We start from the raw sequence: 24693 nt of genomic DNA on the forward strand, positions 1-24693 counted from the left end.
CAGACGTGACCAATATTCAGGAGACCGGCCGCACCTCCCGCGTGCAGATCCGGCTCGTCATCATCCAGGTACTCGTCCTCTCCCTCTTCTTCACCCTCGGCGGGCGCCTCTGGTACCTCCAGATCCGCAACGGCGAGGAGTACTACCACGAGGCGAAGAGCAACCACGTCCAGCGCGTGGTGCAGCCCGCCGTGCGCGGGTCCATCCTGGACGCCCGCGGTGTCCCGCTCGCCGACAACGAGACCCGCCTGGTCGTCTCCGCCAGCCGCACCAAGCTGATGAAGATGAAGGACAGGGGCAGGGCCGTCATGACCCGCCTCGCCGACGTCCTGGACATGACCCCCAAGGAGGTCATGGACAAGGTCCGGCTCTGCGACTCCCAGACCCCCAAGCCCTGCTGGAACGGCTCCCCGTACCAGCCGATCCCGGTCACCCTCGAAGCCACCACGCAGCAGGCCCTGCAGATCCGCGAACGCCCCGAGGACTTCCCCGGCATCACCGCCGAGCCCACCGCGGTGCGCCGCTATCCGGCCCCCGGCAAGGCCCGTACCGCGCAGGTTCTCGGCTACCTCTCGCCGGTCACCGACGAGGAGATCCAGAAGGCCAAGGACACCGACTCGCCGCATCTGCGCTCCGACCAGGTCGGCCGCTCCGGGCTCGAACGGACGTATGACAAGGAGCTGCGCGGCAAGGCGGCCGTCACCTCGTACGAGGTCGACAACCTCGGCCGCGTCATGGGCCAGACGGAGTCCGACCCGGGCGTGCCCGGATCCACCCTCGTCACCAGCATCGACGCCCGGGTCCAGGGCGTGGCCGAGTACGAGCTCCAGCAGGCGATGAAGACCGTCCGCCAGGAGACCGACAAGATCACCGGCCGCAAGTACGAGGCCGACTCGGGCGCCGTCGTCGTCATGGAGTCCAGGACCGGCCGCGTCGTCGCGATGGCCTCCCAGCCCGACTACGACCCCAACGCCTGGGTCGGCGGCATCTCCGGCGCCGACTACGCCAAGCTCACCAGCAAGAAGTCCAACTACCCGCTCCTCAACCGGGCCATCCAGGGCCAGGCCCCCGCGGGCTCCATCTTCAAGGTGGTGTCGGCGAGCGCGGCCGTACGGGCCGGCTACCCCTTCGACAGCCGCTACAACTGCAGCAGCTCCTACAGCCTCGGCGGCCGCAGCTTCGCGAACTTCGAATCCAAGGGCCACGGCCCCATCTCCCTCGCGGACGCGCTCAAGTTCTCCTGCAACACCGTCTTCTACGCCCTCGGACACAAGGAGTGGCAGCGCGACGGCGGCCTCAAGCCCAAGAAGGACGCCCACGACTGGTTCTACCGGACCGCCCGTGACTTCGGACTCGGCTCCGAGACGGGGATCGACCTGCCCAACGAGGTCACCGGCCGCATTCCCGACCGCCAGTGGAAGAAGAACTTCTGGGCCGCCAACAAGGTCTCCTGGTGCAAGCAGGGCAAGAAGGGCGGCACGTACGTCGAACAGATCGCCTACGAGAGCTGCCTCGAAGGCAACCAGCTGAAGGCCTTCGACAGCATCAACTTCGCCATCGGCCAGGGCGACGTACTGGTGACCCCCATTCAGATGGCCACCGCGTACGCCGCCATCAGCAACGGCGGCACCCTCCACGACCCCATGGTCGGCAAGGCCGTGATCAGCCCCGACGGCAAGCGGATCGACATGATCAAGCCCAGGCCCCACGGCAGGCTCCCCGTCGACGCCCAGACCGTCAAGGACCTCGACCGGGGACTGCGCTCCGTCGTGGAACCCGGCGGCACCGCCGCCTGGCGGTTCGGCGGCTGGCCGCAGGACAAGATCCCCATGCGGGCCAAGACCGGCACCGCCCAGGTCTACGGCAAGCAGACCACCTCGTGGCTGGCCACCTACACCGACGACTTCACGATCGTCATGACGATCTCCCAGGGCGGCACCGGCTCCGGGGCCTCCGGCCCCGCCGTCCGCAACATCTTCAACGCGATCTACGGCCTCGACATGGAAGGCAAGCAGGACCCCAAGAAGGCCCTGCTGCCCAAACCGGAGGCGAAACTGCCCAGGATCCACCCCGACGGCTCCATCGACGCCCCCGAGATCCGGCCGTACGTGCCGCCGTCCCCGGAGGAGCTGGCACCGGCCGTGCTCGCCGGGCCGCCCGCCGCATGGCACGACTGAGGACCGAAAACCGACATGCAGACCGCGAACAAATTCTCCGTCTCCCGGTACGCGCCCGATCGCGGGGTGATGGCCAAGCTCACCGCCCGCGACTCCATGGTGCGCCGGCTCGACTGGCCGATACTCCTCAGCTCGCTGGCGCTCTCCCTCATCGGCGCCCTGCTGGTGTGGTCGGCGACCCGCAACCGGACCCAGCTGAACCAGGGGGACCCGTACTACTTCCTCTACCGGCACGCCCTGAACACCGGCATCGGCCTGGTGCTGATGATCGGTACCATCTGGCTGGGCCACCGCACCCTGCGCGGCGCCGTACCGATCCTGTACGGGATCTCGCTGGTGCTCGTCATCGCCGTGCTCACCCCGCTCGGCGCCACCATCAACGGCGCCCACGCGTGGATCGTGATCGGGGGCGGCTTCTCCCTCCAGCCCTCCGAGTTCGTGAAGATCACGATCATCCTGGGCATGGCGATGCTGCTGGCCGCCCGGGTCGACGCGGGCGACATCGACCACCCCGACCACCGCACGGTCGTCAAGGCGCTCTGCCTGGCCGCCGCCCCGATGGGCATCGTCATGCTGATGCCCGACCTCGGCTCCGTCATGGTCATGGTGGTGATCGTGCTCGGGGTGCTGCTCGGCTCGGGGGCTTCCAACCGCTGGGTGCTGGGCCTGCTCGGCTCGGGCGCGGCCGGAGCCGTCCTGATATGGCAGCTGGGCGTACTGGACGAGTACCAGATCAACCGCTTCGCGGCCTTCGCCAACCCCGAGCTCGACCCGGCCGGCGTCGGCTACAACACCAACCAGGCGCGCATCGCCATCGGCTCCGGCGGACTGACCGGCTCCGGGCTCTTCAAGGGCTCGCAGACCACCGGGCAGTTCGTGCCGGAGCAGCAGACCGACTTCGTCTTCACGGTGGCGGGGGAGGAGCTCGGCTTCATCGGAGCCGGGCTGATCCTGGTGCTGCTGGGCATCGTGCTGTGGCGGGCCTGCATGATCGCCCGGGAGACGACCGAGCTGTACGGGACGATCGTGTGCGCCGGGATCATCGCCTGGTTCGCCTTCCAGTCCTTCGAGAACATCGGGATGACCCTCGGCATCATGCCGGTGGCGGGGCTGCCGCTGCCGTTCGTCTCCTACGGAGGCTCCTCGATGTTCGCCGTGTGGGTCGCCGTCGGGCTGCTCCAGTCGATCAAGGTGCAACGGCCGTTGTCGGCCTGATGGCCTGTTCACCGTGCCGCTGTGATCCGTTCAGGACTAGATTCGGTCTATGGCGGACACAACGCGTGAGATCGAGCGGAAATTCGAGTTCACCCCGGCCGACGAGGAGCACCCGAAGCACCCGAAGAAGTCGAAGGGCTCCAAGCAGGCCAAGCAGCCGAAGCATGCCGAGCAGTCGAAGCAGCCGAAGGAGTCGCAGCGGGCCCGGCAGGAGGTGCCGGACCTGACGGGCACGGCCGCGATCGCGGCCGTCTCCGACCAGGGCACCGTCGACCTCGACGCGGTCTACTACGACACGCCCGACCAGCGCCTCGCCGCCGACGGCCTCACCCTGCGGCGCAGGACCGGCGGCGCGGACGCGGGATGGCACCTCAAGCTGCCCGTCTCCCCGGGGGTCCGTGACGAGATCGCGGCGCCGCTCGGGGACGGCGAGACCGACCCTGACGGCGAGACCGACCCTGGCGGCGACGGCGGCCGCGATGGCGGCCCGGATGGCGACGGCGGCCGTGATGCTGACGGCGGCCGCGACCGGGATGCCGGCCGCGACCGGGGCCCCGAGTACGACACCGTCCCCGCCCCGCTCGCCGCCCTGGTCCGCTCCCGCATCCGGCACGCACCCCTGGAACCGCAGGTCAGGCTCCTCACCTCGCGCAAGGTCAGCCACCTCCTCGACGCCGACGGAACCCTGCTCGCGGAACTGAGCACCGACACCGTGGTGGCCCAGCGCGACGAGGCCACCGCCGCCTGGACCGAGGTCGAGGTGGAACTCGCCGCCGGGACGGACCCCGCACTGCTCGACGCGGTCGAGAAGACCTTCCGCAAGGCCGGACTCCGAGTCTCCGAGGTCCCCTCGAAGCACGCCCGCGCCCTCGCCGAGACCGGCAGCGCGCCCCCGGCCCGGCCCGGGCCCGGCGACCTCGACGGCACGGCGGGCGCCCACGTGCTCGCGTACCTCTGGAAACAGCGCGACATCCTCATCGCCCACGACCCCGCCGTCCGGCGGGACCTGCCGGACGCCGTCCACCAGATGCGGGTCGCCGGACGCAGGCTCCGCAGCGCCTTCAAGACGTACCGCAAGGTGCTGGACCGCGCCGCCACCGACCCGATCGGCCGGGAACTGCGCTGGCTCTCCGGTGAGCTCGGCGTCGACCGCGACCAGGAGGTCCTGACGGAGCGGATCCGGACCGGGCTCCATGAACTGCCGGGCAGCCTGCGGGTGGGACCCGTCGACCGCCGCCTGCGCGCGTGGGACGACACCCGCCGCTCCGCGTCGCGGCGCCGGGCCCTGGCCGTACTCGACAACCCGCGCTACCTCGCCCTCCTGGACTCCCTCGACGCCCTGCTGGCCCACCCGCCGCTGCGCAAGGCCGCCTCCGGACGCGCCGACCGCGTCCTGCCCAAGGCCGTCCTGCGCGACTACGGGCGCCTCGCCGACCGGACCGACGGCGCCCTCGACCTGCCGGAAGGCGAGGAGCGCGACCTCGCCCTGCACGGCGCCCGCAAGGCCGCGAAGCGCGCCCGGTACGCGGCCGACGCGGCCGTGCCCGCCCTCGGCAAGCCGGCCAAGCGCCTGGCCAAGGGCGTGAAGCGGATCCAGACCCTGCTCGGCGACCACCAGGACGCGGTGGTCGCCCGCGAGGCCCTGCGCGGACTCGCCGCCCAAGCGCAAGAGGCGGGGGAGTCCGCCTTCACCTGGGGCGTCCTCTACGGCCGCGAAGAGGCCCGGGCCGAGCGGTGCGAACGGGAACTTCCGGACATCTGGGCCAAGACCTCGGACCCTGCACTGCGCGCCGCCCTGCGCTGATCATGTGGACGGAGGCCGACCATGCCCCGGGGTACGCTTGAGAGTCGCCCCCTGCCCGCTTCACGAAAGTCGCGTGATGTCCGAGTCGGTCTTCCCACAGCTCGAAGCTCTGCTCCCGCATGTGCAGAAGCCCATCCAGTACGTCGGCGGGGAGCTGAACTCCACCGTCAAGGACTGGGATGCCGCAGACGTCCGCTGGGCGCTGATGTACCCGGACGCGTACGAGGTCGGGCTGCCCAACCAGGGCGTCATGATCCTCTACGAGGTGCTGAACGAGCGTGAGGGTGTGCTCGCGGAGCGCACGTACTCCGTGTGGCCGGACCTCGAAGCCCTCATGCGCGAGCACAAGGTCCCGCAGTTCACCGTGGACAGCCACCGCCCCGTCAGCGCCTTCGACGTCTTCGGGCTCTCCTTCTCCACCGAGCTCGGCTACACCAACATGCTCACCGCCCTGGACCTCGCCGGCATCCCGCTGGAGGCCAGGAACCGTACGGTCGACCACCCGATCGTCCTCGCGGGAGGCCACGCGGCCTTCAACCCCGAGCCGATCGCCGAGTTCATCGACTGCGCCGTCATCGGCGACGGCGAGCAGGCCGTCCTCGACATGACCGAGATCATCCGTACGTGGAAGGCCGAAGGCCGTCCGGGCGGGCGCGAGGAAGTCCTGCTGCGCCTGGCCAAGACCGGCAACGTGTACGTGCCGGGCTTCTACGACGTCGAGTACCTGCCGGACGGCCGCATCGGCCGCGTCGTGCCCAACCGCTCCGGCGTCCCGTGGCGCGTCTCCAAGCACACCGTCATGGACCTCGACGAGTGGCCGTACCCCAAGCAGCCGCTGGTCCCCCTCGCCGAGACCGTCCACGAGCGGATGTCGGTGGAGATCTTCCGCGGCTGCACCCGCGGGTGCCGTTTCTGCCAGGCCGGCATGATCACGCGCCCCGTGCGGGAGCGAAGCATCACCGGCATCGGCGAGATGGTCGAGCGCGGCCTCAAGGCCACCGGCTTCGAGGAGGTCGGGCTGCTGTCCCTCTCCTCCGCGGACCACAGCGAGATCGCCGACATCGCCAAGGGCCTCGCCGACCGGTACACGGACGACAAGGTGGGCCTGTCCCTGCCGTCGACCCGCGTGGACGCCTTCAACGTGGACCTGGCCAACGAGCTGACCCGCAACGGCCGCCGGTCCGGCCTGACCTTCGCCCCCGAGGGCGGCTCCGAGCGCATGCGCAAGGTCATCAACAAGATGGTCTCGGAAGAGGACCTGATCCGGACCGTCGCCACCGCGTACGGCAACGGCTGGCGCCAGGTGAAGCTGTACTTCATGTGCGGCCTGCCGACCGAGACGGACGAGGACGTCCTCCAGATCGGCGACATGGCGGTCAACGTCATCGCCAAGGGCCGCGAGGTCTCCGGCCAGAACGACATCCGCTGCACGGTGTCGATCGGCGGCTTCGTCCCCAAGCCGCACACCCCGTTCCAGTGGGCCCCGCAGCTGTCGGCCGAGGAGACGGACGCCCGCCTGGGCAAGCTCCGGGACAAGATCCGCGGTGACAAGAAGTACGGCCGCTCCATCGGTTTCCGCTACCACGACGGCAAGCCGGGCATCGTGGAGGGCCTCCTCTCGCGCGGTGACCGCCGCATCGGCGACGTCATCCGCGCGGTGTACGAGTCGGGCGGCCGGTTCGACGGCTGGCGCGAGCACTTCTCGTACGACCGCTGGATGGAGGCGGCGGCCAAGACGCTGCCCGCCTACGGCGTGGACGTGGCCTGGTACACGACCCGGGAGCGCACCTACGAGGAGGTCCTGCCCTGGGACCACCTCGACTCCGGCCTCGACAAGGACTGGCTCTGGGAGGACTGGCAGGACGCCCTGGACGAAACCGAGGTCGAGGACTGCCGCTGGACCCCGTGCTTCGACTGCGGCGTCTGCCCGCAGATGGACACGCAGATCCAGATCGGCCCGACCGGGAAGAAGCTGCTTCCGCTGACCGTCGTGAAGTGACCTCGGGCTGACGCCCGCCCTCGAACGGCCCCCACCGGGAACGGTGGGGGCCGTTCGCAACGGTGGGGGCGATTTTGGTGTCCTTAGCTGCATGGAAATTGAAAGGCCGCAGCCCGCGCAGGGTGGACGCGGTTGTCTGGTGGGGATCGTCCGGGTTCCCGTGAAGATCGTGGCGGTGCTCGTCGTCCTTCCCGTACGGGTGGTCTGGGACCTGCTCGTCGCGGGGGCGCGGGCCGTGCACCGGCATGTGCTCGGGCCGCTGTACGAGTACGTCCTCGGGCCGGTGCTCCGCGGGCTCGGGTGGGTGGTGCTCACGCTGCTGAAGCTCGTGTTCGTGTGGCCCTGGGTCGGGCTCTGGCGCTACCTGCTCGCGCCGGTCGGGCGGGGCGTGCGGTGGCTGGCCTCCGGCCTGTACGCACACGTGCTCGCCCCCGCCGGACGGGCGCTGTACCGGTACGTGCTCGACCCGCTGGCGCGCAGCGCCCTGTTCGTGCTGCGTCCCCTCGGATGGGCGCTGGCCATGGCTCTCTTCGTCTGGCCGTGGGTGGGGCTGTGGCGGTACGTACTGCGGCCCGTGGGCCTGGGCCTCGCCTGGCTTGCCGCTGTGACCTGGCGTTATCTCTTCGTGCCGGTCGGTCGGGGCTGCGCGTGGGCCGCCGCGGCCGGCTACCGGTACCTGCTGCGGCCGGTCGGGCTGGCCATCGCCTGGCTCGCCGGCGGGCTGTACCGGTACGTGCTCACCCCGGTCGGCAAGGTGATCGCCTGGGCCTGGCACGTGGCGGGCCGGATCACCGGCGCGCTGTGGCGGGGCTTCACATGGGTCGGCTGGATCCTCGTCGGATGGCCCGCCACCCGGGTGTACCGGCATGTGCTGGCGCCCGCCGGACGGTTCGCGCGCGAGGTGTGGCGGACGGTCCGCAATACGGTGCGCGAGGTGCGGGCCGACCTGCGGCGGACGCTGTTCGGTACTCCTCCCGTGGAACCGCCGAGGTCACGGGCGCGTACTCTGGGTAGTACGACAGCCGCCGACGCGGCACCTGCTGCCGAGATCTCCCTGCCCCAGCGGCGGGGGTGAGCCGGAGCGGGTCGACAGACCTCAGGGCGACGCGCCGGCCGCGGAGCCCCGTACAAGGAGAAGAACCACTGGGCAAGCGACAGCCCGAAGGCCCGCCTCCCGCACCGGTGGTGCAGCGCATCCGTTTGCGCTACACCAAGCGCGGCCGCCTCCGGTTCACCAGCCACCGCGACTTCCAGCGTGCCTTCGAGCGGGCTCTGCGCCGCGCCGAGGTGCCGATGGCGTACTCGGCCGGCTTCACCCCCCACCCCCGTGTCTCGTATGCCAACGCGGCCCCCACCGGGACCGGCAGCGAGGCCGAGTACCTGGAGATCGGGCTCGCCGACTCGCGGGACCCCGAGAAGCTCCGCGAGCTGCTCGACGAGTCCATGCCGGCCGGCCTCGACATCATCGAGGCCGTCGAGGCCCGCACCTCGGGCCTCGCCGAGCGCCTGACCGCCTCCGTGTGGGAGATGCGCCTCGAAGGCGTGGAGCCCGCCGAGGCCGAGCGGGCCGTTACGGCCTTCCTCGCCGCTGAGGCCGTGGAGGTCCAGCGCCGCACCAAGAACGGCATGCGGACCTTCGACACGCGCGGCGCCGTCGTCAGCCTTCAGGCGCTTCCCGCCCCGGCTGATAGGCCGCTGGACAGTGCCTGTGCGATACTGCGGCTGGTTGTTCGGCATCTGACACCTGCCGTGCGACCCGACGACGTCCTGTCCGGTCTCCGAGCTGTGGCCGACCTGGCGCCGCCGGTCCCCACAGCGGTGACCAGGCTGGCGCAGGGGCTCTTCGACGAGGAGTCCGGCACGGTGACCGACCCGCTCGCGCCCGACCGCGAAGCTGCCACGGCCGCCCCACCCACGGGCGCCGTAGCCGCCGACGCGAAGGCGCCGGAAGGTCCCGCCGCGTAGGGACCGTCGTCGTCGCGCAGCCCTGGCACTCGGGAGCCACCTGGGTCGGGCAGCGCAGCTACCTGAAGACTTCCGCCAGGCCGTACGGACAACGCGTACGGAACCGGCGGCCATGGACCTAGAGCTCCCGTGTGGCGAACGCGCCCCGGAGGCCGGTTCCGCGCTCATTGCGCGGAAACCGAGCCGGACCGGAAGTCAGCCGCGGCGCCCGGGAGCGTGACGGGAGAACTGCCCGCAATGCTCAGTACTGAAAACGAGAACACCAACAACTCCACCGCCGGTAGCGCCGGCAGCGGTAGCCCGAGTGACAGCCTGCCGCCGCGCAGGCGCCGTCGCGCCGCTTCCCGGCCGGCGGGACCGCCCGGCGCCGCCACGGGCGAGAGCACCCCGGTGACCGAGGCCGCCCCGGCCGCCGCTGCCGCTGCCCCCGCCGAGGAGGCTGCTCCGGCCGCCGCCCCGGCGCGTACCCGTCGCCGTGCGACCCGCGCCGTGGCAGCTCCCGTGGCCGACACCGCCGCCGCCGAAGGCGTGGTCGTGGAGACCCCGGCCGCCGCGGCTCCGGTGCCCGTCACCGAGGAGCCCGCCGCTCCTGCTGCCGAGGAGCCTGCCGTTTCGGCTCCGCGTGCTCGTCGCCGTGCGACGCGTGCGGTGACCGCTCCTGAGGCGCCTGCCGCCGAGGCCGCTGCCGCTCCGGCTCCGGTCGCCGAGGCCGCGCCGGTGGTCGAGGAGGCTCCGGCCGTTTCGGCTCCGCGTGCCCGGCGTCGTGCGACCCGCGCCGTGACCGCTCCTGAGGTGCCTGCCGCCGAGGGCGTGGTCGTGGAGACCCCGCCCGCCGCGGCCCCTGCGCCCGTCACCGAGGAGCCCGCCGCTCCTGTTGCCGAGGAGCCTGCCGTTTCGGCTCCGCGTGCCCGGCGTCGTGCGACCCGCGCCGTCACTGCTCCTGAGGCGCCTGCCGCCGAGGCCGCTGCCGCTCCGGCTCCGGTCGCCGAGGCCGCGCCCGTCACTGAGGAGCCTGCCGTTTCGGCTCCGCGTGCCCGGCGTCGTGCGACCCGCGCCGTCACTGCTCCTGAGGCGCCTGCCGCCGAGGCCGCTGCGGCTCCGGCGGTGGAGGAGGCCCCGAAGGCCGCCTCCCGTCCCATCACCGTCGCCGACGCGGTGGACTCCCCGAAGCGCGGTGGCCGCCGTCGCGCCACGCGCTCCGGCGCAGCCCCCGCCCAGCCCGCCCAGCCCGCCCAGCCCGCCGCCGAGGCCGAGGCGCCGGCCGCCCCGGGCCGTGGCCGCCGCGCCGGGCGGCCCGCCGTAGCCGTCTTCCAGGCCCCGGTCTTCGCCGAGCCGATGTTCCAGACCCCCGAGACCGCCGCCATGGCCGCCGCTGCGGCTGCCGCCGCCCCGGACGAAGAGGTCGAGGAAGAGGACGAGACGACGGCCGAGGCCGTCCAGGTCCCCGCCCCGCAGCCGTCCGGCCGCCGCCGTCGCCGCCGTGGCGCCGCCGAGCAGCCCGCGCCGGTCGCGGAGCGCGCCCCCGTGTCCCTGCCCGAGGTGCTCGCCGAGGAGGAGCCGGAGGCCGAGGCCGCCGAGCTCGATGAGGCCGTGGCCTTCGAAGAGGGCGCCGAATTCGAAGAGGGCGACGAGTCGGGCGAGCGTCCTTCCCGTCGCCGCCGTCGCGGTGGCCGTCGCCGCCGCCGTGGCGAGGCCGCCGACCTCGACGAGTCGATCGAGGAGGAGACCGAGGCCCCGGTCGCCGAGCTGGAGGCCGAAGAGGACGAGGAGGACGAGGAAGAGGGCGGCGCCCTCGGTTCCAGCTCCAGCCGCCGTCGCCGCCGCCGTCGCCGCCGCAGTGGTGACACCGGCACCGAAGCCGTCGAAGTGGCCGAGGAGGACGGCGTACGCACCGTCGTCAAGGTCCGCGAGCCGCGCCCGGCGCGCGAGCGCCTCGAAGCCGCCTCTGCCTCCACCTCCTCCGACGAGGTCCAGTCCATCAAGGGCTCGACCCGTCTGGAGGCGAAGAAGCAGCGCCGCCGCGAGGGCCGCGAGCAGGGCCGCCGCCGCGTGCCGATCATCACGGAGGCCGAGTTCCTGGCCCGCCGTGAGGCCGTCGAGCGGGTGATGGTCGTCCGCCAGGCCGGCGAGCGCACCCAGATCGGTGTCCTTGAGGACGACGTGCTGGTCGAGCACTACGTCAACAAGGAGGAAGCCACCTCCTACGTCGGCAACGTCTACCTGGGCAAGGTCCAGAACGTGCTGCCGTCGATGGAGGCCGCCTTCATCGACATCGGCAAGGGCCGCAACGCAGTCCTGTACGCCGGTGAGGTCAACTTCGAGGCGCTCGGCATGGCCAACGGGCCGCGCCGCATCGAGTCCGCCCTCAAGTCCGGCCAGTCGGTCCTCGTACAGGTCACCAAGGACCCGATCGGCCACAAGGGCGCCCGCCTGACCAGCCAGGTCTCGCTGCCCGGCCGCTACCTGGTCTACGTGCCCGAGGGCTCGATGACCGGCATCAGCCGCAAGCTGCCCGACACGGAGCGCGCGCGTCTGAAGACCATCCTCAAGAAGATCGTCCCTGAGGACGCGGGCGTCATCGTGCGCACCGCCGCCGAGGGTGCGAGCGAGGATGAGCTGCGCCGCGACGTCGAGCGCCTGCAGGCGCAGTGGGAGGACATCCAGAAGAAGGCGAAGCAGATCTCGACGTCCTCGCCGAGCCTGCTGTACGGCGAGCCGGACATGACCGTCCGCGTCGTGCGCGACATCTTCAACGAGGACTTCTCGAAGGTCATCGTCAGCGGCGACCAGGCGTGGGAGACCATCCACGGCTACGTCTCGCACGTGGCCCCGGACCTCGCCGACCGGCTGTCCCGCTGGACCTCTGAGGTCGACGTCTTCGCGACGTACCGGATCGACGAGCAGCTCGCCAAGGCGCTCGACCGCAAGGTGTGGCTGCCCTCGGGCGGCTCGCTTGTGATCGACAAGACCGAGGCGATGATCGTCATCGACGTCAACACCGGCAAGTTCACCGGTCAGGGCGGCAACCTCGAAGAGACCGTCACCAGGAACAACCTGGAGGCGGCCGAGGAGATCGTCCGTCAGCTGCGGCTGCGTGACCTCGGCGGCATCGTCGTCATCGACTTCATCGACATGGTCCTGGAGTCCAACCGCGATCTCGTCCTGCGGCGCATGCTGGAGTGCCTGGGCCGTGACCGTACGAAGCACCAGGTCGCGGAGGTGACCTCGCTGGGTCTGGTCCAGATGACCCGCAAGCGCGTGGGCCAGGGTCTGCTGGAGTCCTTCTCCGAGAGCTGCGTCCACTGCAACGGCCGCGGTGTCATCGTGCACATGGAGACGCCGACCGTGATCGGTGGCGGCGGCAACGGCAAGCGCTCCAAGCGCCGCGGTGGCCGGGGCGACTTCGACCAGCACGACCACGAGATCGAGACGGCCGACACGGAGGGCTTCGAGACCGAGGCGGAGGTGGCTGCCGAGGCCGCCGCGCCGCGGGCGCTGCCCGAGCCGGAGTTCGTCGCGGACGAGGAGCTGTACAGCAGCCCGGCCGAGGCGGAGGCGGCGGCAGGTCTGAGCGGCCGTCGCAACCGCCGCCGTGCCACCCGCAAGGCCACCGCCGCGGCGGGCGCCCCGCGCGGCGCGGCGGCCCCGGCGGCCCCCGTGTCCCCGGCTCCGGCCGAGGTGGCCCCGGTGGTCGTGGACGAGCCGGTCACCGAGCCGGCCGAGACGGTTCTGGAGCCGGCCCCCGAGGTCGTCGCCGAGGCCGTGGAGACCGCGGAGCCGGACCTGGCCGCCGAGCCGGTCGAGGCCGCGCCGAAGGGCCGTACCCGTCGCCGGGCGACCCGCAAGGCCACCGCCCCGGCGGGCGCCCCGGCCCCCGCGGCCGAGGTGGCCCCGGAGCCGGTCGTCGTGCCCGAGCCCGAGCCGGTCGTCGTGCCGGAGCCGGTCGCCCCGGTCGCGGAGGCCCCGGTCGCCGAGGCCCCCGTGGCGGAGGCCGCGCCGGCCCGTCCGCGCCGTCGTGCCACCCGTAAGGCCACCGCACCCGCCGGTTCCCCGGCAGGAGCGGCGGAGGCCGTACTCGTCGTGGAGACCCCGGTCGTGGAGACCGCGGCCCCGGAGACGGCAGCCCCGGCCGCGGAAGCTGCCCCGGTCGAGGAGGCCGCCCCCGCCGAGGAGGCCGCCCCGGCCAAGAAGGCCACCAGGAAGGCTCCGGCCAAGAAGGCGGCCACGGCGAAGAAGGCCCCGGCCAAGAAGGCGGCGGCCGCCAAGAAGACCGTGGCCAAGAAGGCGGCCACGACCACCAAGAAGACCGCGGCGAAGCGGGCGACGAAGAAGACCACGGCGGCGGAGCAGCAGTCGCTCCCGTCCGTCTCGGCTCCGACCGAAGCCTGATCCGTCCGTCCCTCACGACCGTGGGCACCGCCGCGAGGCGGGGCCCACGGCCGTGAGAGGGCCCGGTGGATCGCGAGAGGGCTCGGTTTGACCCTCCGGAACCGGGCCCGTAACCTAGACCGTCGGCATGTCTTAGGCGAATACGCCTAGCGCGCGCCGCGCTCCTGAGCACCTTCCTCCCGCTCCGCCGGGAGAGGCCGCTCGTCCAATTCCGGATCAGTGTGGGCCCCAGGCCCGCCTGAGCGGCTGGCTTCAGGAGCATCCGTCCCGAGTGAGAGAGAGATCCGCGTGTACGCCATCGTGCGCAGCGGTGGTCGCCAGCACAAGGTTGCTGTTGGTGACATCGTTGAGGTTGACAAGATTTCCACTGCCAAGGTTGGCGACACGGTCGAGCTCTCGACCCTGCTCGTTGTCGACGGCGACGCCGTGACCAGCGACCCGTGGGTGCTGGCCGGGATCAAGGTCCAGGCCGAGATCGTGGACCACCACAAGGGCGCCAAGATCGACATCCTGCGCTACAAGAACAAGACCGGCTACCGCCGTCGCCAGGGTCACCGCCAGCAGTACACGGCGATCAAGGTCACCGGTATCCCCACGGCTGCGAAGTAAGAGGGACTGAGACATGGCACACAAGAAGGGCGCATCGTCCACCCGGAACGGGCGCGACTCCAATGCCCAGCGGCTCGGCGTGAAGCGCTTCGGCGGTCAGGTCGTCTCCGCTGGTGAGATCCTCGTCCGCCAGCGCGGCACCCACTTCCACCCCGGTGCGGGTGTCGGTCGTGGTGGCGACGACACGCTGTTCGCGCTGCAGGCGGGTGCCGTCGAGTTCGGCACGCACCGTGGCCGCAAGGTCGTTAACATCGTTCCGGCCGCCTGATCTTCTTGATCTAAGGCGTTCGTAGCTTTCGAGGGCGGATCTCAGCTCTTTCCGGCGCAAGCCGGGAAGAGAGGTCCGCCCTCGGCGCGTTTACACGTACACACGTTTGATGGCAGCAAGGCCTGCCCGGGACATTCCCGTATGTATCTGGAGGAACAACCATGACCACCTTCGTGGACCGCGTCGAGCTGCACGTCGCCGCGGGTAACGGGGGCCACGGCTGCGCCTCCGTTCACCGGGAGAAGTTCAAGCCGCTCGGCGGCCCCGACGGCGGCAACGGCGGCCGTGGCGGCGATGTGATCCTGGTGGTGGAGCAGGCGATCACGACCCTGCTGGACTACCACCACAGCCCGCACCGCAAGGCCACCAACGGCAAGCCCGGCGAGGGCGGCAACCGCTCCGGCAAGGACGGCCAGGACCTGATCCTGCCCGTCCCGGACGGCACCGTCGTCCTCGACAAGGAGGGCAACGTCCTCGCCGACCTCGTCGGCCAGGGCACCACCTACGTCGCCGCGGAGGGCGGCCGTGGCGGTCTCGGCAACGCCGCGCTGGCCTCGGCCCGCCGCAAGGCGCCCGGCTTCGCGCTCCTCGGTGTCCCCGGTACCACCGGCGACATCGTCCTGGAGCTCAAGACCGTCGCCGACGTCGCGCTGGTCGGCTTCCCGAGCGCCGGCAAGTCCTCGCTGATCTCGGTGCTCTCCGCCGCCAAGCCGAAGATCGCCGACTACCCCTTCACCACCCTCGTCCCCAACCTGGGCGTCGTCACGGCCGGATCGACGGTCTACACGATCGCCGACGTCCCGGGCCTGATCCCGGGCGCCAGCCAGGGCAAGGGGCTCGGCCTGGAGTTCCTGCGCCACGTCGAGCGCTGCTCGGTCCTCGTACACGTCCTGGACACCGCCACCCTGGAGTCCGACCGCGACCCGGTGGCCGACCTCGACGTCATCGAGGAAGAGCTCAAGATCTACGGCGGCGGGCTGGAGAAGCGTCCGCGCCTCGTCGTCCTCAACAAGGTCGACATCCCGGACGGCAAGGAGCTCGCCGACATGGTCCGCCCGGACCTGGAGGCGCGCGGTTACAAGGTCTTCGAGGTCTCGGCGGTCGCCCGTACGGGTCTGAAGGAGCTCTCCTTCTTCCTCGCCGAGGTCATCGCCAAGGCGCGCGCCCGCAAGCCGAAGGAGGAGGCGACCCGCATCGTCATCCGCCCGAAGGCCGTGGACGACAGCGGCTTCACCGTCACCTACGACGAGGCCGAGGACGTCTACAACGTGCGCGGCGAGAAGCCGGAGCGCTGGGTCCGCCAGACCGACTTCAACAACGACGAGGCCGTGGGCTACCTCGCGGACCGCCTCAACCGCCTGGGCGTCGAAGACGCGCTGCGGAAGGCCGGCGCCCGTGCGGGTGACGGGGTCGCCATCGGTTCCGACGAGAACGCGGTCGTCTTCGACTGGGAGCCGACCATGATGGCCGGCGCCGAGATGCTGGGCCGCCGTGGCGAGGACCACCGTATGGAGGCCCCGCGCCCGGCCACGCAGCGCCGCAAGGAGAAGGACGTTCAGCGTGGGGACGACGCGCAGAAGGAATACGACGAGTTCCGTCCCTTCTAGCCCTTCCAGGCCCTGTCGCCGGCATGACCTGGGCTCCGCCCGGCCCCTGACCACGGGGCCGGTCACGGGCGGTCTTGAGATCACCTTTACGCAGGTCGCTTAGGATCCACCGAGTGAGCAGCAGCAAACCACCCACCGTTTCCGTCGTGGTGATCGCGTACAACGACGCCGGGCTCGTGGGCGAGGCCGTCCTCTCGGCTCTCGCCCAGGGCCCGGTGGTCGGCGAGGTCATCGCCGTGAACGATGCCTCGTCCGACGGCACCGGGCGGGTGCTGGACGAGCTCGCCGCCGCCCATCCCCGTCTGAAGGTCGTGCACCGCACGGAGAACAGCGGGGGCTGCGGGACCCCGCGCAATGACGGGATCGCGGTCGCGACCGCCCCGTACGTCCTCTTCCTCGACAGCGACGACGTCCTGCCGCCGGGAGCCGCCGACGCCCTCGTGCGCGCCGCCGAGGAGCACCGCGCGCCCGTCACCGTCGGCGCCTGCGTACGGCGTGAGCTGCCGCAGGGCCACGACGTGCCGTGGATGCCCGGGCTCCACACGCCGGGCGAGGTGATCGAGCGGCCCCTGGACCGGCCCGAGCTGGTCCGCGACACGCTGTGCGTCAACAAGCTGTACGACCGTGCCTTCCTGGCCGGGCACGACATCCGCTTCCCCGACGGCCGGTTCGTCTACGAGGACTTCGTCTTCACCGCCCGGGTGCTGGCCGCCGCCCCGCGCATCGCCGTCATCGGCGACCTCGTGTACGTCTGGCACGTGCGCCGCGCCGCCGCCCAGGTGTCGATCTCCCTGGACCGCAAGGACGTCGGCAACTGGCGTGCCCGGATCGAGGCCCACCGCACGGCCTCGCGGATCCTCGCCGCCGCCTCCCCGGAGCTGGGCCGCGCCTGCCAGGTCAAGTTCCTGGAGTACGACCTGCGGATGTACCTGCGGGAACTGGGCACGGACCCGGAGTACCAGGCCGCCTGGTGGAGCCTCACCCGCGAGTACCTCGCCACCTTCGCGGAGGCCGACATCGAGGCCGCCGTGGCGCCCGCCCGCTGGATCGTACGGGTGCTGCGCGCCACCGCGAGCCCTCCCGCCGACGTCCGGCGGCTGACCCGCTTCGCCGCCGAACCGCCGCGGCTGCTCCCGCCGTACGCGGCTACCGCCGACGGGACGCCGGTGTGGAGCGAGGGCCTGCCGGTCGAACTGGACGGCCTGGCCGCACTGGCGACATCCGACCTGCCGGTCACCGTTGACGCCGAACCGGCGGGCGGCGGCGCACTGCGGATCCACCTGCACGACCTGTACGGGCGCCTCGCCGCGGCCGGGCCGCAGACCGCCGAGCTGCGGTTCCTTCCCCGCGCGGGCGGCGAACCCGTCACGGCCGGGCCGGTGGAGCTGCTGCCCCGCGCGGGCGGCGGCTGGAGCGCGGAACTGCCCTTCCGTCTCGGCGACCTGGCCGCCAACGGGCGCCGCCAGGGGCTGCGCCGGATGCAGGCGTGGGATGTCCGGGTCAGCGTGCGGTGCGCGGACGGGAGCTCCCTGCTCACCTCCCTGCGCCCCCTCGGCGATCTGCTCCGGCGCCGGGCCCTGCCGAGCGGCAGGTACGGTGTCTTGCTGTCGCAGCCCTACTGCACGGCCGCTGATTCGCTGGCCCTGCGCCTGGCGCCCGGCGCCGAGGGCGCCCTGTACCTCGTACGCAACCGGCTCTACCGGGCCCGGGCGGGCCGCAGACGCCGCTGAAGCCCGGCAGCCGCGCAGCCGCACACAAGACACACAGGACAGACACGCACAGGTCACGCAGGTGACTCGGACAGGACTCGGGAGATACGCATGACGTTTTTGATCACCGGTGGCGCCGGCTACATCGGCGCGCACGTCGTCCGCGCGATGCTGCTCGCGGGTGAGGAGGTCGTCGTCATCGACGACCTGTCCACGGGCAACGCCGACCGGGTCCCGGAGGGCGTACCGCTGGTGGTCGGTTCCGTCCTGGACCGGCTGGTCCTGGACGAGACCATCGCCCAGCACAAGATCACCGGCGTGGTGCACCTCGCGGGCAAGAAGCAGGTCGGCGAGTCCGTCGACAAGCCGCTGTACTACTACCACGAGAACGTGCACGGCCTCACGGTGCTGCTCCAGGCCGTGGCCGCCGCGGGCGTGCGCAACTTCCTCTTCTCCTCCTCCGCCTCCGTCTACGGCATGCCCGATGTGGACCTGGTCACCGAGGACACCCCCTGCGCGCCGCTGAGCCCGTACGGCGAGACGAAGCTGGCCGGCGAGTGGCTGGTCCGCGCCGCCGGCAAGGCGCACGGGATCTCCACCGCCTGCCTGCGCTACTTCAACGTGGCGGGCGCCGCGACCCCCGAGCTCGCCGACACCGGCGTCTACAACCTGGTGCCGATGGTCTTCGAGCGCTACGACGCCGGCCAGGGCGCCCGCATCTTCGGTGACGACTACCCGACGCCGGACGGCACCTGCATCCGTGACTACATCCACGTCGAGGACCTCGCGGAGGCCCACGTGGCGGCGGCCCGCAAGCTCGCCGAGTGGGCCGCGGCAAAGGAGTACAAGGACCTCACCGTCAACATCGGCCGCGGCGAGGGCGTCTCCGTGCGCGAGATGGTGGAGCTGCTGAACGAGAACACCGGCCACAGCTACGCCCCCGAGGTCACCCCGCGGCGCCCCGGCGACCCGGCGAAGGTCGTGGCCTCGGCCGACCGGATCGCGACCGAGCTGGGCTGGAAGGCCCGGCACGACGTCCGCGAGATGGTCACCTCCGCCTGGGCCGGCTGGGAAGCCAACCGCAAGAGCTGACCGCGCCGCTGGCGCTGACCGCGCCCACCGCGCAGATACGCAACCGCCCGCTCCGGATGTCTCCGGAGCGGGCGGTCGCGTACGCGGACAAGCGGTCAGCGCGGTCAGCGGGTCAGCGGGTCAGGAAGGCGAACAGCTCTTCCCACCGGTCGGTGATCTCGGCACTGGAGTACCGCCTCACCTCGTGGAAGGCCCGGTTCCCGAGCCGGTCGCGCAGTTCACTGTCCGACATCAGCGCGTTTAGGTGCCCGGCCAGCTCCATCGTGTTGCCGAGCCTGGCCAGCAGCCCGTCCTCGCCGTGCCGGACGATCTCGCGCACGCCCGGCGCGCAGTCGAAGGCGGCCGCCGGCACGCCCGCCGCCATGGCCTCCAGCAGTGTGATCGGGAAACCCTCGGCCCGCGAGGCCTGGGCGAAGACCGAGGCTCCGCGCAGCGCGCCCAGCACGTCGCCGGTGCTGCCCATCCACTCCACGGAGTCGTCCAGTCCCAGCTCCGTGCAGTGCGCGCGCAGCGCCGGCTCCTCCACGCCCGCCCCGTAGATCCGCAGGACCCACTCCGGGTGCTGCGGGGCGACGTCCGCCCATGCGTCGAGCAGCAGGTCCACGCCCTTCTCGAAGGCGAGGCGGCCGACGCTCGCCACCACCTTCTCCGTGCGCGGAGCGGGGAACTCCGGCATGAAGGGCAGCGGGTTGGGCATGCTGGCGACGTTTTGCATACCCGCCCGGATCCACAGGTCCGCGTCCTCGGCGGTGAGCACCAGCATCCGGTCGACGTCCCGGTAGTAGCGCTTGACCCGCTCCCCGCGGGTGGACTTGTGGCTGGCCTCGAAGGACTCGTGGCTCATGCCGATGACGCTGAGCCCCTTGGTGTCGGCGAGCGCCACCCACTCCATCGCCCAGACCTGGGTGACGATGACCACGCCGCCGGGACGCGCCGCGCGGAACAGCTCGTTCAGCTTCTCCGCCTTGGCCCGCATCTTCGCCCGCCGGGCCGCCTGGCGGCGCCGTTCGGGGGCGTTCAGCCTGCCCTTGATCCCGTGCAGCCGGCGCGCGGAGGGCGGGTGGGCCTCGTACAGGGTGGTCATCTCGTACGGCAGGTCCTGCGGCAGCTCCTGCCGGATCTCCTCGGCGACCGGGGCGATGCCCACGATGTGCACCCGGTGGCCGCGCTCGGTGAACAGCCGTGCCATCTGGTGCGACCAGGTCGTCACGCCGCCGAGCTCGTCGACGTTGTTGGAGACGAGGAAGATGTCACGGCCGCCCGGGGTGGCGGTCTGCTGGCTCACTTGCCGCTCCTGGTGAAGAACTTGTCGACGATCTGGCGGGCGGCGTCCCCGTGGTCGTACTCGCCGAACTCGGTGAGGAAACGCTGCCGCGCCTCCGCGTACTTGGCGTCCGCCTCGTCGAAGGCGGCGAGGGCCTGCAGGAGTTCGTCCGCCGTGGCCACCACCGGGCCGGGGGCCTTCTCCTTCAGGTCGAAGTACGTACCGCGGATGTCGGTCGCGTACTTCTCGTAGTCGTACGCGAAGAAGACCATCGGCCGGTCCAGGACCGCGTAGTCGAACATGACGGACGAGTAGTCCGTGATCAGTCCGTCGGCGAGGGCCAGCAGCGGCGTGATGTCGTGGTGCCGCGACACGTCGATGACCCGGCCCGCGACCGACGGCGGGAGCGAGACGCTGTTGAGGTAGTGGGTCCGGACCAGCAGCGTGAAGCGGTCACCGAGCTGCTCCGCGAACTCCTCGATGTCGAAGGGGAATTCGAAGCCCTCCACCGTGCCGTCCGCACCCGCCCGGAAGGTCGGCGCGTACAGCAGCACCTTCTTGTCCGGGTCGATGCCGAGCTCGGCCGCGAGGGGGCCGCGGACCCGCTCACCGCTCTGCGCCTCCGCCCGCTGGGCCTCCACCAGGGCGTCGTTGCGGGGGTAGCCGGTGCGCAGCAGCACCTCGTCCCGCAGCCGGAAGCCCTTGGCGAGGGTGCGGGTGTCGTGCTCGGAGCGGATCAGGAAGTGGTCGAAGCGGTCGACGGCCGCCTGGAAGCGGGCCTGGCCCGCGCGGCCCTGCGCCTTGGTGCGGGGCTCGTGGAAGCCCATCCGCTTGAGCGCGGAGCCGTGCCAGGTCTGGATGTACGTCGTCCCCGGGCGCTTGGCGAGCGCCAGCGGGAAGCCCTGGTTGTCGACCCAGTACTCGGCCTGGGCCAGCGCCCGCAGGTACGGCCAGCTCCAGCGGCGCACCAGCGTGGCCTCCTTGGGGAAGCCGGTCGGCTTGCCGCCCGCGTACGACCAGATCGCCTCGAAGGGCGCGCCCTGGCGCACCATCTCCTCGTAGATGGCCTTGGGGCTGTCGCTGTACTGCTTGCCCATGTGGCTCTCGAAGACGACCGTCCCCTTCTTGATCGGCAGCTTCGAGAAGACCTCGTGGTAGAGCCGCACCTTCTGCTCGCCGGACCCCATGCTGCGGCGGGCCCGCAGAGCCTTGCGCAGGCCCCGCTTGACGACGCCGGCGGCCTTGCCCTGTATGGCGTTGTTGATCAGGGTCTGGGTGCGTACGGCGGCCGAGCCCTCGGCGGTCAGGACGTAGGAGAGGTTGCCCTTCTTGGTCACCTCCGGCTCGAAGCGGTCGGAGACCAGCCGGGTCAGCCGCGGCCGCACGCGCAGGCGGGCCGCCGACTCCAGGTCGACCCCGCCGACCGAGACGCGGGTGCTGATCCGGTCGTCGTCGGCCGTCAGCTTCAGGCGGACGTCCCAGACGGCGTCGATGATGCCGAGGGGACGGACGGTGCCGCGGATGTCGGCGGTGGCAGACCACTCGATCGTGTCACCCGCGTGGCGCACGCTTGCCACCGGGAAGCTGAAGGAACGCACCCCGATCTGCCGGCGGGCCCGGAATTCGAGTGAGGCCTTCAGCTCCGCCTCGGGCCGGATCCGGCCCAGCGGGTTCACCACGGCGCCCGACATCGTGACGGTGCCCCGCCCGTCGTCGGCGTAGGAGGTGAGGCGGTTGCCCAGCTGGAGGGAGGTGAGCGGGGTGGTGTGGAACCCCTGCTCGGTGACGTCCAGTATCCGGCGGGCCTCGGCGTCGTCGAGGTGCTCGGCGCACCAGTAGACGCGGCCGTCGCGCTCGGCGAGGGGGGAGGAGAGCCGGCCCTTGTTGGTCATGGCGTCGGCGGCGGGGAGCAGGTTGTCCCAGTCCTCCTTGCCCAGCAGGTAGGCGCAGATGGCCTGGAGGTAGGTGACGCACTCGTAGGCGGCCGGGTCGATTCCGGCGAGGTAGCCGTTGGCGAGGCGGGCGAACTGCCGGCGGTAGGTGTCGCTCAGCAGGGGCAGGTCGCGCAGGTGCAGGACCAGATCGTGCTTGAGGAACTTGGCGTCCTTCGCGGACTTGATCTCCGTGTGGCCCTTGGCGGCCAGCAGCTGGTCGACACGGCGGTGGATCTCCATCCGGTGGACGAAGTTCGCGATCTCGTGGCGGCGGTTGCTGATCGACTTCGCCGCGGCCTTCTCGACCACGTTCCAGTAGTAGACGTGGTTCGGGATGAGCGTGATGCGGCGCGCGGCCACGTAGGCCTGCGCGGAGAAGAGCAGGTCTTCGTAGTGGATGCCGACCGGGAACTCCAGGCCCTCTTCCAGCAGGAAGGCGCGGCGGTAGCACTTGTTCGTGGAGAGGGTGTCGTAGACCAGCAGGTCGGGGAACTCGGTGATCGACTCCAGCGTGCGCGTGCGCGAGTAGATCCACGGGTACCACTCGGTGGTCTTGCCCCACCGGTTGTCGAGGTGCACGCGGACGCACATGCCCGAGACCAGGTCGGAGCCGGTCCGCTCGGCGGCGGCCAGCATGTTCCGGCAGGCGTTGCGCTCCAGCACGTCGTCGCTGTCCAGGAACATGACGTACGTGCCGGTGGCCTGCTGGATGCCGTGGTTGCGCGGCGCGCCGCAGCCGCCGCTGTTCTGCGGCAGCTGGAAGGCGCGCACTCTGCCCGGATGCGCTGCTTCCAGTTCCTGGGCGACGGCGTAGGACCGGTCCTTGCTGCAGTCGTCGACGATCACGACTTCGACCCCTTGCAGGGTCTGGTCCAAAACCGACCGGACTGCTGTCGACAGACGCTCTGCGTCGTTGTAGACGATGACGACCACGGAGACGTCGGGCACGTGCACCTCGATCCCTTCGTTTCTTCGTTCCGCTTATCCCGTCAAAGCTACCGTGTGCCGCGCTCACCTCAGGCAGGCCGATTTCCGGCGTGCATACTTCTAAGGAAGAGGTGAGCGACGGGTCCGGTCGCAGACAATCACCCGTTCGGACCCAGCAGGAAGTGTTCATGACGAAGCTGTCCGTAGTTGTCCCTTGCTACAACGAAGAGGCCGTCGTCGACAGCTTCGACGTGGAGATCCGCAGGGCCCTGGACGCCCTCCCCGTCGAGTACGAGGTCTGCTACGTCGATGACGGCAGCCGCGACGGCACCCTCGAAAAGCTCCGGAAGATCGCCTCCGAGTACGGCGAGCAGACCCGGTACGTCTCCTTCAGCCGCAATTTCGGCAAGGAGGCGGCCATGCTCGCCGGGCTGCGCGAGGCCACCGGCGACGCCGTGGTGATCATGGACGCGGACCTCCAGCACCCGCCGGAGCTCATCGCGACCATGCTCGGCCACTACCGGCAGGGCCACGACCAGATCATCGCCCGGCGCACGCGCGAGGGCGACAAGAAGCTGCGCTCGGCGCTCAGCCGCCTCTACTACCGCGGCGTCAACCGGTGGGTGGACGTGGAACTCGCCGACGGCGTCGGCGACTTCCGCATGCTCTCGCGCCCGGCCGTGGACGCGCTGCTGTCGCTGCCGGAGTACAACCGCTTCTCCAAGGGGCTCTTCTCCTGGATCGGCTTCGACACCGTCCACTTCGACTACCGCAACGCGCAGCGCGAGGCCGGCGAGACCAAGTGGAAGTTCGGCTCCCTGCTGAACTACGGCATGGACGGCCTGATCTCCTTCAACAACCGGCCGCTGCGCATCGGGATCTGGCTCGGGGTGTCCCTGGTCGCGCTGACCGGCCTGTACGCGCTGTGGATCACCATCATGGCGATGACCAACGGCGTCGACTCGCCGGGCTACGTCACCCTGGTGGCGATGATCGCGGGCATCGGCGGCGTTCAGATGATCATGCTGGGGCTCATCGGCGAGTACATCGGCCGGATCTACTACGAGACCAAGCGCCGGCCGCACTTCCTGGTGAAGGAGGCCCACGGCGCGGAGCCGGTGGTACGGACGGCCGCTGCGGCGATCACGGAGCGCGGCCCGGGGCGCGGCGTCGATGGCGGTCGGGAGCGCGCGGTCGATCGCGGAGCCGAGCCCAGCTCGGGGCGCGGCTCGGGGCGGCGCGCGCGATGAGCCGGAGGGACCAGCTCGGCCAGATCTTCCGCTTCGCCCTCGTCGGCGGGGTCAACACCGGCAGCTTCTTCGGGATCTACCTGCTCCTGCACCCGTGGATGCCGTACTTCGCCGCCTACACGCTCGCCTTCCTGCTGGCGATGGTCGGCTCCTTCTTCATGAACACCTACTTCACCTACCGGACCCGGCCGACGTGGAAGAAGTTCCTGCTCTTCCCGCTGACGAACGTCACGAACTACGTGATCCAGTCCGCCGGCCTCTACGCCCTGGTGACCTGGGCCGGGATGGACACCCGCATCGCCCCGCTGGTCGCGGCCGTCGTGGCCATCCCGTTCACCTTCCTGCTGTCCCGCAAGATCCTCGTACCCGGCGCCGCCCCCGCGGCGGAACCGGAGCCCGCGCGCACCTGCGCCACCGGGTGAGTCCCACGCGCTGAAACCCCCGAGCGGCTCCTGCGGGCCACCCCGTAGATTGAGGTGGCAGG

Annotated in this window: 16 protein-coding genes; 14 read left to right on the forward strand and 2 right to left on the reverse strand. The window is 71.1% G+C overall.

Going from position 1 to position 24693, the window contains the following annotated elements; genetic code table 11:
* The first annotated feature begins 5 nt into the window (after positions 1-5).
* The 12 genes from mrdA to galE all read left to right on the forward strand — a co-directional run bounded on the left by mrdA (position 6) and on the right by galE (position 18834).
* Positions 6-2177: a penicillin-binding protein 2 gene (gene mrdA, locus ACWDX7_RS03870; RefSeq protein WP_451489324.1), complete on the forward strand. Its 2172-nt coding sequence runs from the start codon at positions 6-8 to the stop codon at positions 2175-2177.
* Positions 2178-2192: 15 nt separating this feature from the next.
* Positions 2193-3392, forward strand: a complete 1200-nt coding sequence (gene rodA / locus ACWDX7_RS03875) for a rod shape-determining protein RodA (RefSeq protein WP_451489323.1) — start codon at positions 2193-2195, stop codon at positions 3390-3392.
* Between the two features lie 49 nt (positions 3393-3441).
* Entirely contained in the window at positions 3442-5196 is a 1755-nt protein-coding gene (locus ACWDX7_RS03880) for a CYTH and CHAD domain-containing protein (RefSeq protein ID WP_451489322.1), read from the forward strand.
* Positions 5197-5269: 73 nt separating this feature from the next.
* Positions 5270-7195 (forward strand): TIGR03960 family B12-binding radical SAM protein, encoded by a 1926-nt coding sequence (locus ACWDX7_RS03885; RefSeq protein ID WP_451489321.1) that lies wholly within the window; start codon positions 5270-5272, stop codon positions 7193-7195.
* 91 nt (positions 7196-7286) lie between these two features.
* The gene (locus ACWDX7_RS03890) at positions 7287-8270 is read left to right on the forward strand and encodes a hypothetical protein (RefSeq protein WP_451489320.1); all 984 of its coding nucleotides are present in this window, start codon (positions 7287-7289) and stop codon (positions 8268-8270) included.
* Positions 8271-8380: 110 nt separating this feature from the next.
* Positions 8381-9160: a TIGR03936 family radical SAM-associated protein gene (locus ACWDX7_RS03895; RefSeq protein WP_451489319.1), complete on the forward strand. Its 780-nt coding sequence runs from the start codon at positions 8381-8383 to the stop codon at positions 9158-9160.
* A 237-nt stretch (positions 9161-9397) separates the two neighbouring features.
* The gene (locus ACWDX7_RS03900) at positions 9398-13549 is read left to right on the forward strand and encodes an Rne/Rng family ribonuclease (RefSeq protein WP_451489318.1); all 4152 of its coding nucleotides are present in this window, start codon (positions 9398-9400) and stop codon (positions 13547-13549) included.
* 288 nt (positions 13550-13837) lie between these two features.
* Positions 13838-14158: a 50S ribosomal protein L21 gene (gene rplU, locus ACWDX7_RS03905; RefSeq protein WP_030159347.1), complete on the forward strand. Its 321-nt coding sequence runs from the start codon at positions 13838-13840 to the stop codon at positions 14156-14158.
* 13 nt (positions 14159-14171) lie between these two features.
* Complete coding sequence (gene rpmA, locus ACWDX7_RS03910; protein WP_069920265.1) at positions 14172-14426, forward strand: 50S ribosomal protein L27; 255 nt, start codon at positions 14172-14174, stop codon at positions 14424-14426.
* A 161-nt stretch (positions 14427-14587) separates the two neighbouring features.
* The gene (obgE, locus tag ACWDX7_RS03915; RefSeq protein WP_451489317.1) at positions 14588-16033 is read left to right on the forward strand and encodes a GTPase ObgE; all 1446 of its coding nucleotides are present in this window, start codon (positions 14588-14590) and stop codon (positions 16031-16033) included.
* 113 nt (positions 16034-16146) lie between these two features.
* Entirely contained in the window at positions 16147-17763 is a 1617-nt protein-coding gene (locus tag ACWDX7_RS03920) for a glycosyltransferase family 2 protein (RefSeq protein ID WP_451489316.1), read from the forward strand.
* Positions 17764-17853: 90 nt separating this feature from the next.
* On the forward strand, positions 17854-18834 hold the full coding sequence (gene galE, locus ACWDX7_RS03925; protein ID WP_451489315.1) for a UDP-glucose 4-epimerase GalE: 981 nt from the start codon (positions 17854-17856) through the stop codon (positions 18832-18834).
* Between the two features lie 112 nt (positions 18835-18946).
* Here the strand turns inward: galE and ACWDX7_RS03930 are convergent, their stop codons facing one another.
* Both ACWDX7_RS03930 and ACWDX7_RS03935 read right to left on the reverse strand, forming a co-directional pair.
* The gene (locus ACWDX7_RS03930) at positions 18947-20119 is read right to left on the reverse strand and encodes a glycosyltransferase (RefSeq protein WP_451489314.1); all 1173 of its coding nucleotides are present in this window, start codon (positions 20117-20119) and stop codon (positions 18947-18949) included.
* Complete coding sequence (locus ACWDX7_RS03935; RefSeq protein ID WP_451489313.1) at positions 20116-22986, reverse strand: bifunctional glycosyltransferase/CDP-glycerol:glycerophosphate glycerophosphotransferase; 2871 nt, start codon at positions 22984-22986, stop codon at positions 20116-20118. The genes ACWDX7_RS03930 and ACWDX7_RS03935 overlap by 4 nt, the downstream gene beginning before the upstream one ends.
* A gap of 161 nt (positions 22987-23147) precedes the next feature.
* Between ACWDX7_RS03935 and ACWDX7_RS03940 the strand changes: the two genes are divergently transcribed.
* A complete protein-coding gene (locus ACWDX7_RS03940) occupies positions 23148-24209 on the forward strand; it encodes a glycosyltransferase family 2 protein (RefSeq protein WP_451489312.1) in 1062 nt (353 codons plus the stop codon).
* A complete protein-coding gene (locus ACWDX7_RS03945) occupies positions 24206-24631 on the forward strand; it encodes a GtrA family protein (RefSeq protein WP_451489311.1) in 426 nt (141 codons plus the stop codon). Before ACWDX7_RS03940 ends, ACWDX7_RS03945 begins: the two co-directional genes overlap by 4 nt.
* Positions 24632-24693 lie beyond the last annotated feature (62 nt).

It is taken from the genome of Streptomyces sp. NPDC003034 (assembly GCF_053591375.1).

Coding starts and splice junctions, on each gene's coding strand:
- rodA (WP_451489323.1), top strand. CDS start 2,193: ATGCAGACCGCGAACAAATTCTCCGTCTCCCGGTACGCGCCCGATCGC.
- ACWDX7_RS03880 (WP_451489322.1), top strand. CDS start 3,442: ATGGCGGACACAACGCGTGAGATCGAGCGGAAATTCGAGTTCACCCCG.
- ACWDX7_RS03890 (WP_451489320.1), top strand. CDS start 7,287: ATGGAAATTGAAAGGCCGCAGCCCGCGCAGGGTGGACGCGGTTGTCTG.
- ACWDX7_RS03900 (WP_451489318.1), top strand. CDS start 9,398: ATGCTCAGTACTGAAAACGAGAACACCAACAACTCCACCGCCGGTAGC.
- rpmA (WP_069920265.1), top strand. CDS start 14,172: ATGGCACACAAGAAGGGCGCATCGTCCACCCGGAACGGGCGCGACTCC.
- obgE (WP_451489317.1), top strand. CDS start 14,588: ATGACCACCTTCGTGGACCGCGTCGAGCTGCACGTCGCCGCGGGTAAC.
- galE (WP_451489315.1), top strand. CDS start 17,854: ATGACGTTTTTGATCACCGGTGGCGCCGGCTACATCGGCGCGCACGTC.
- ACWDX7_RS03940 (WP_451489312.1), top strand. CDS start 23,148: ATGACGAAGCTGTCCGTAGTTGTCCCTTGCTACAACGAAGAGGCCGTC.
- ACWDX7_RS03945 (WP_451489311.1), top strand. CDS start 24,206: ATGAGCCGGAGGGACCAGCTCGGCCAGATCTTCCGCTTCGCCCTCGTC.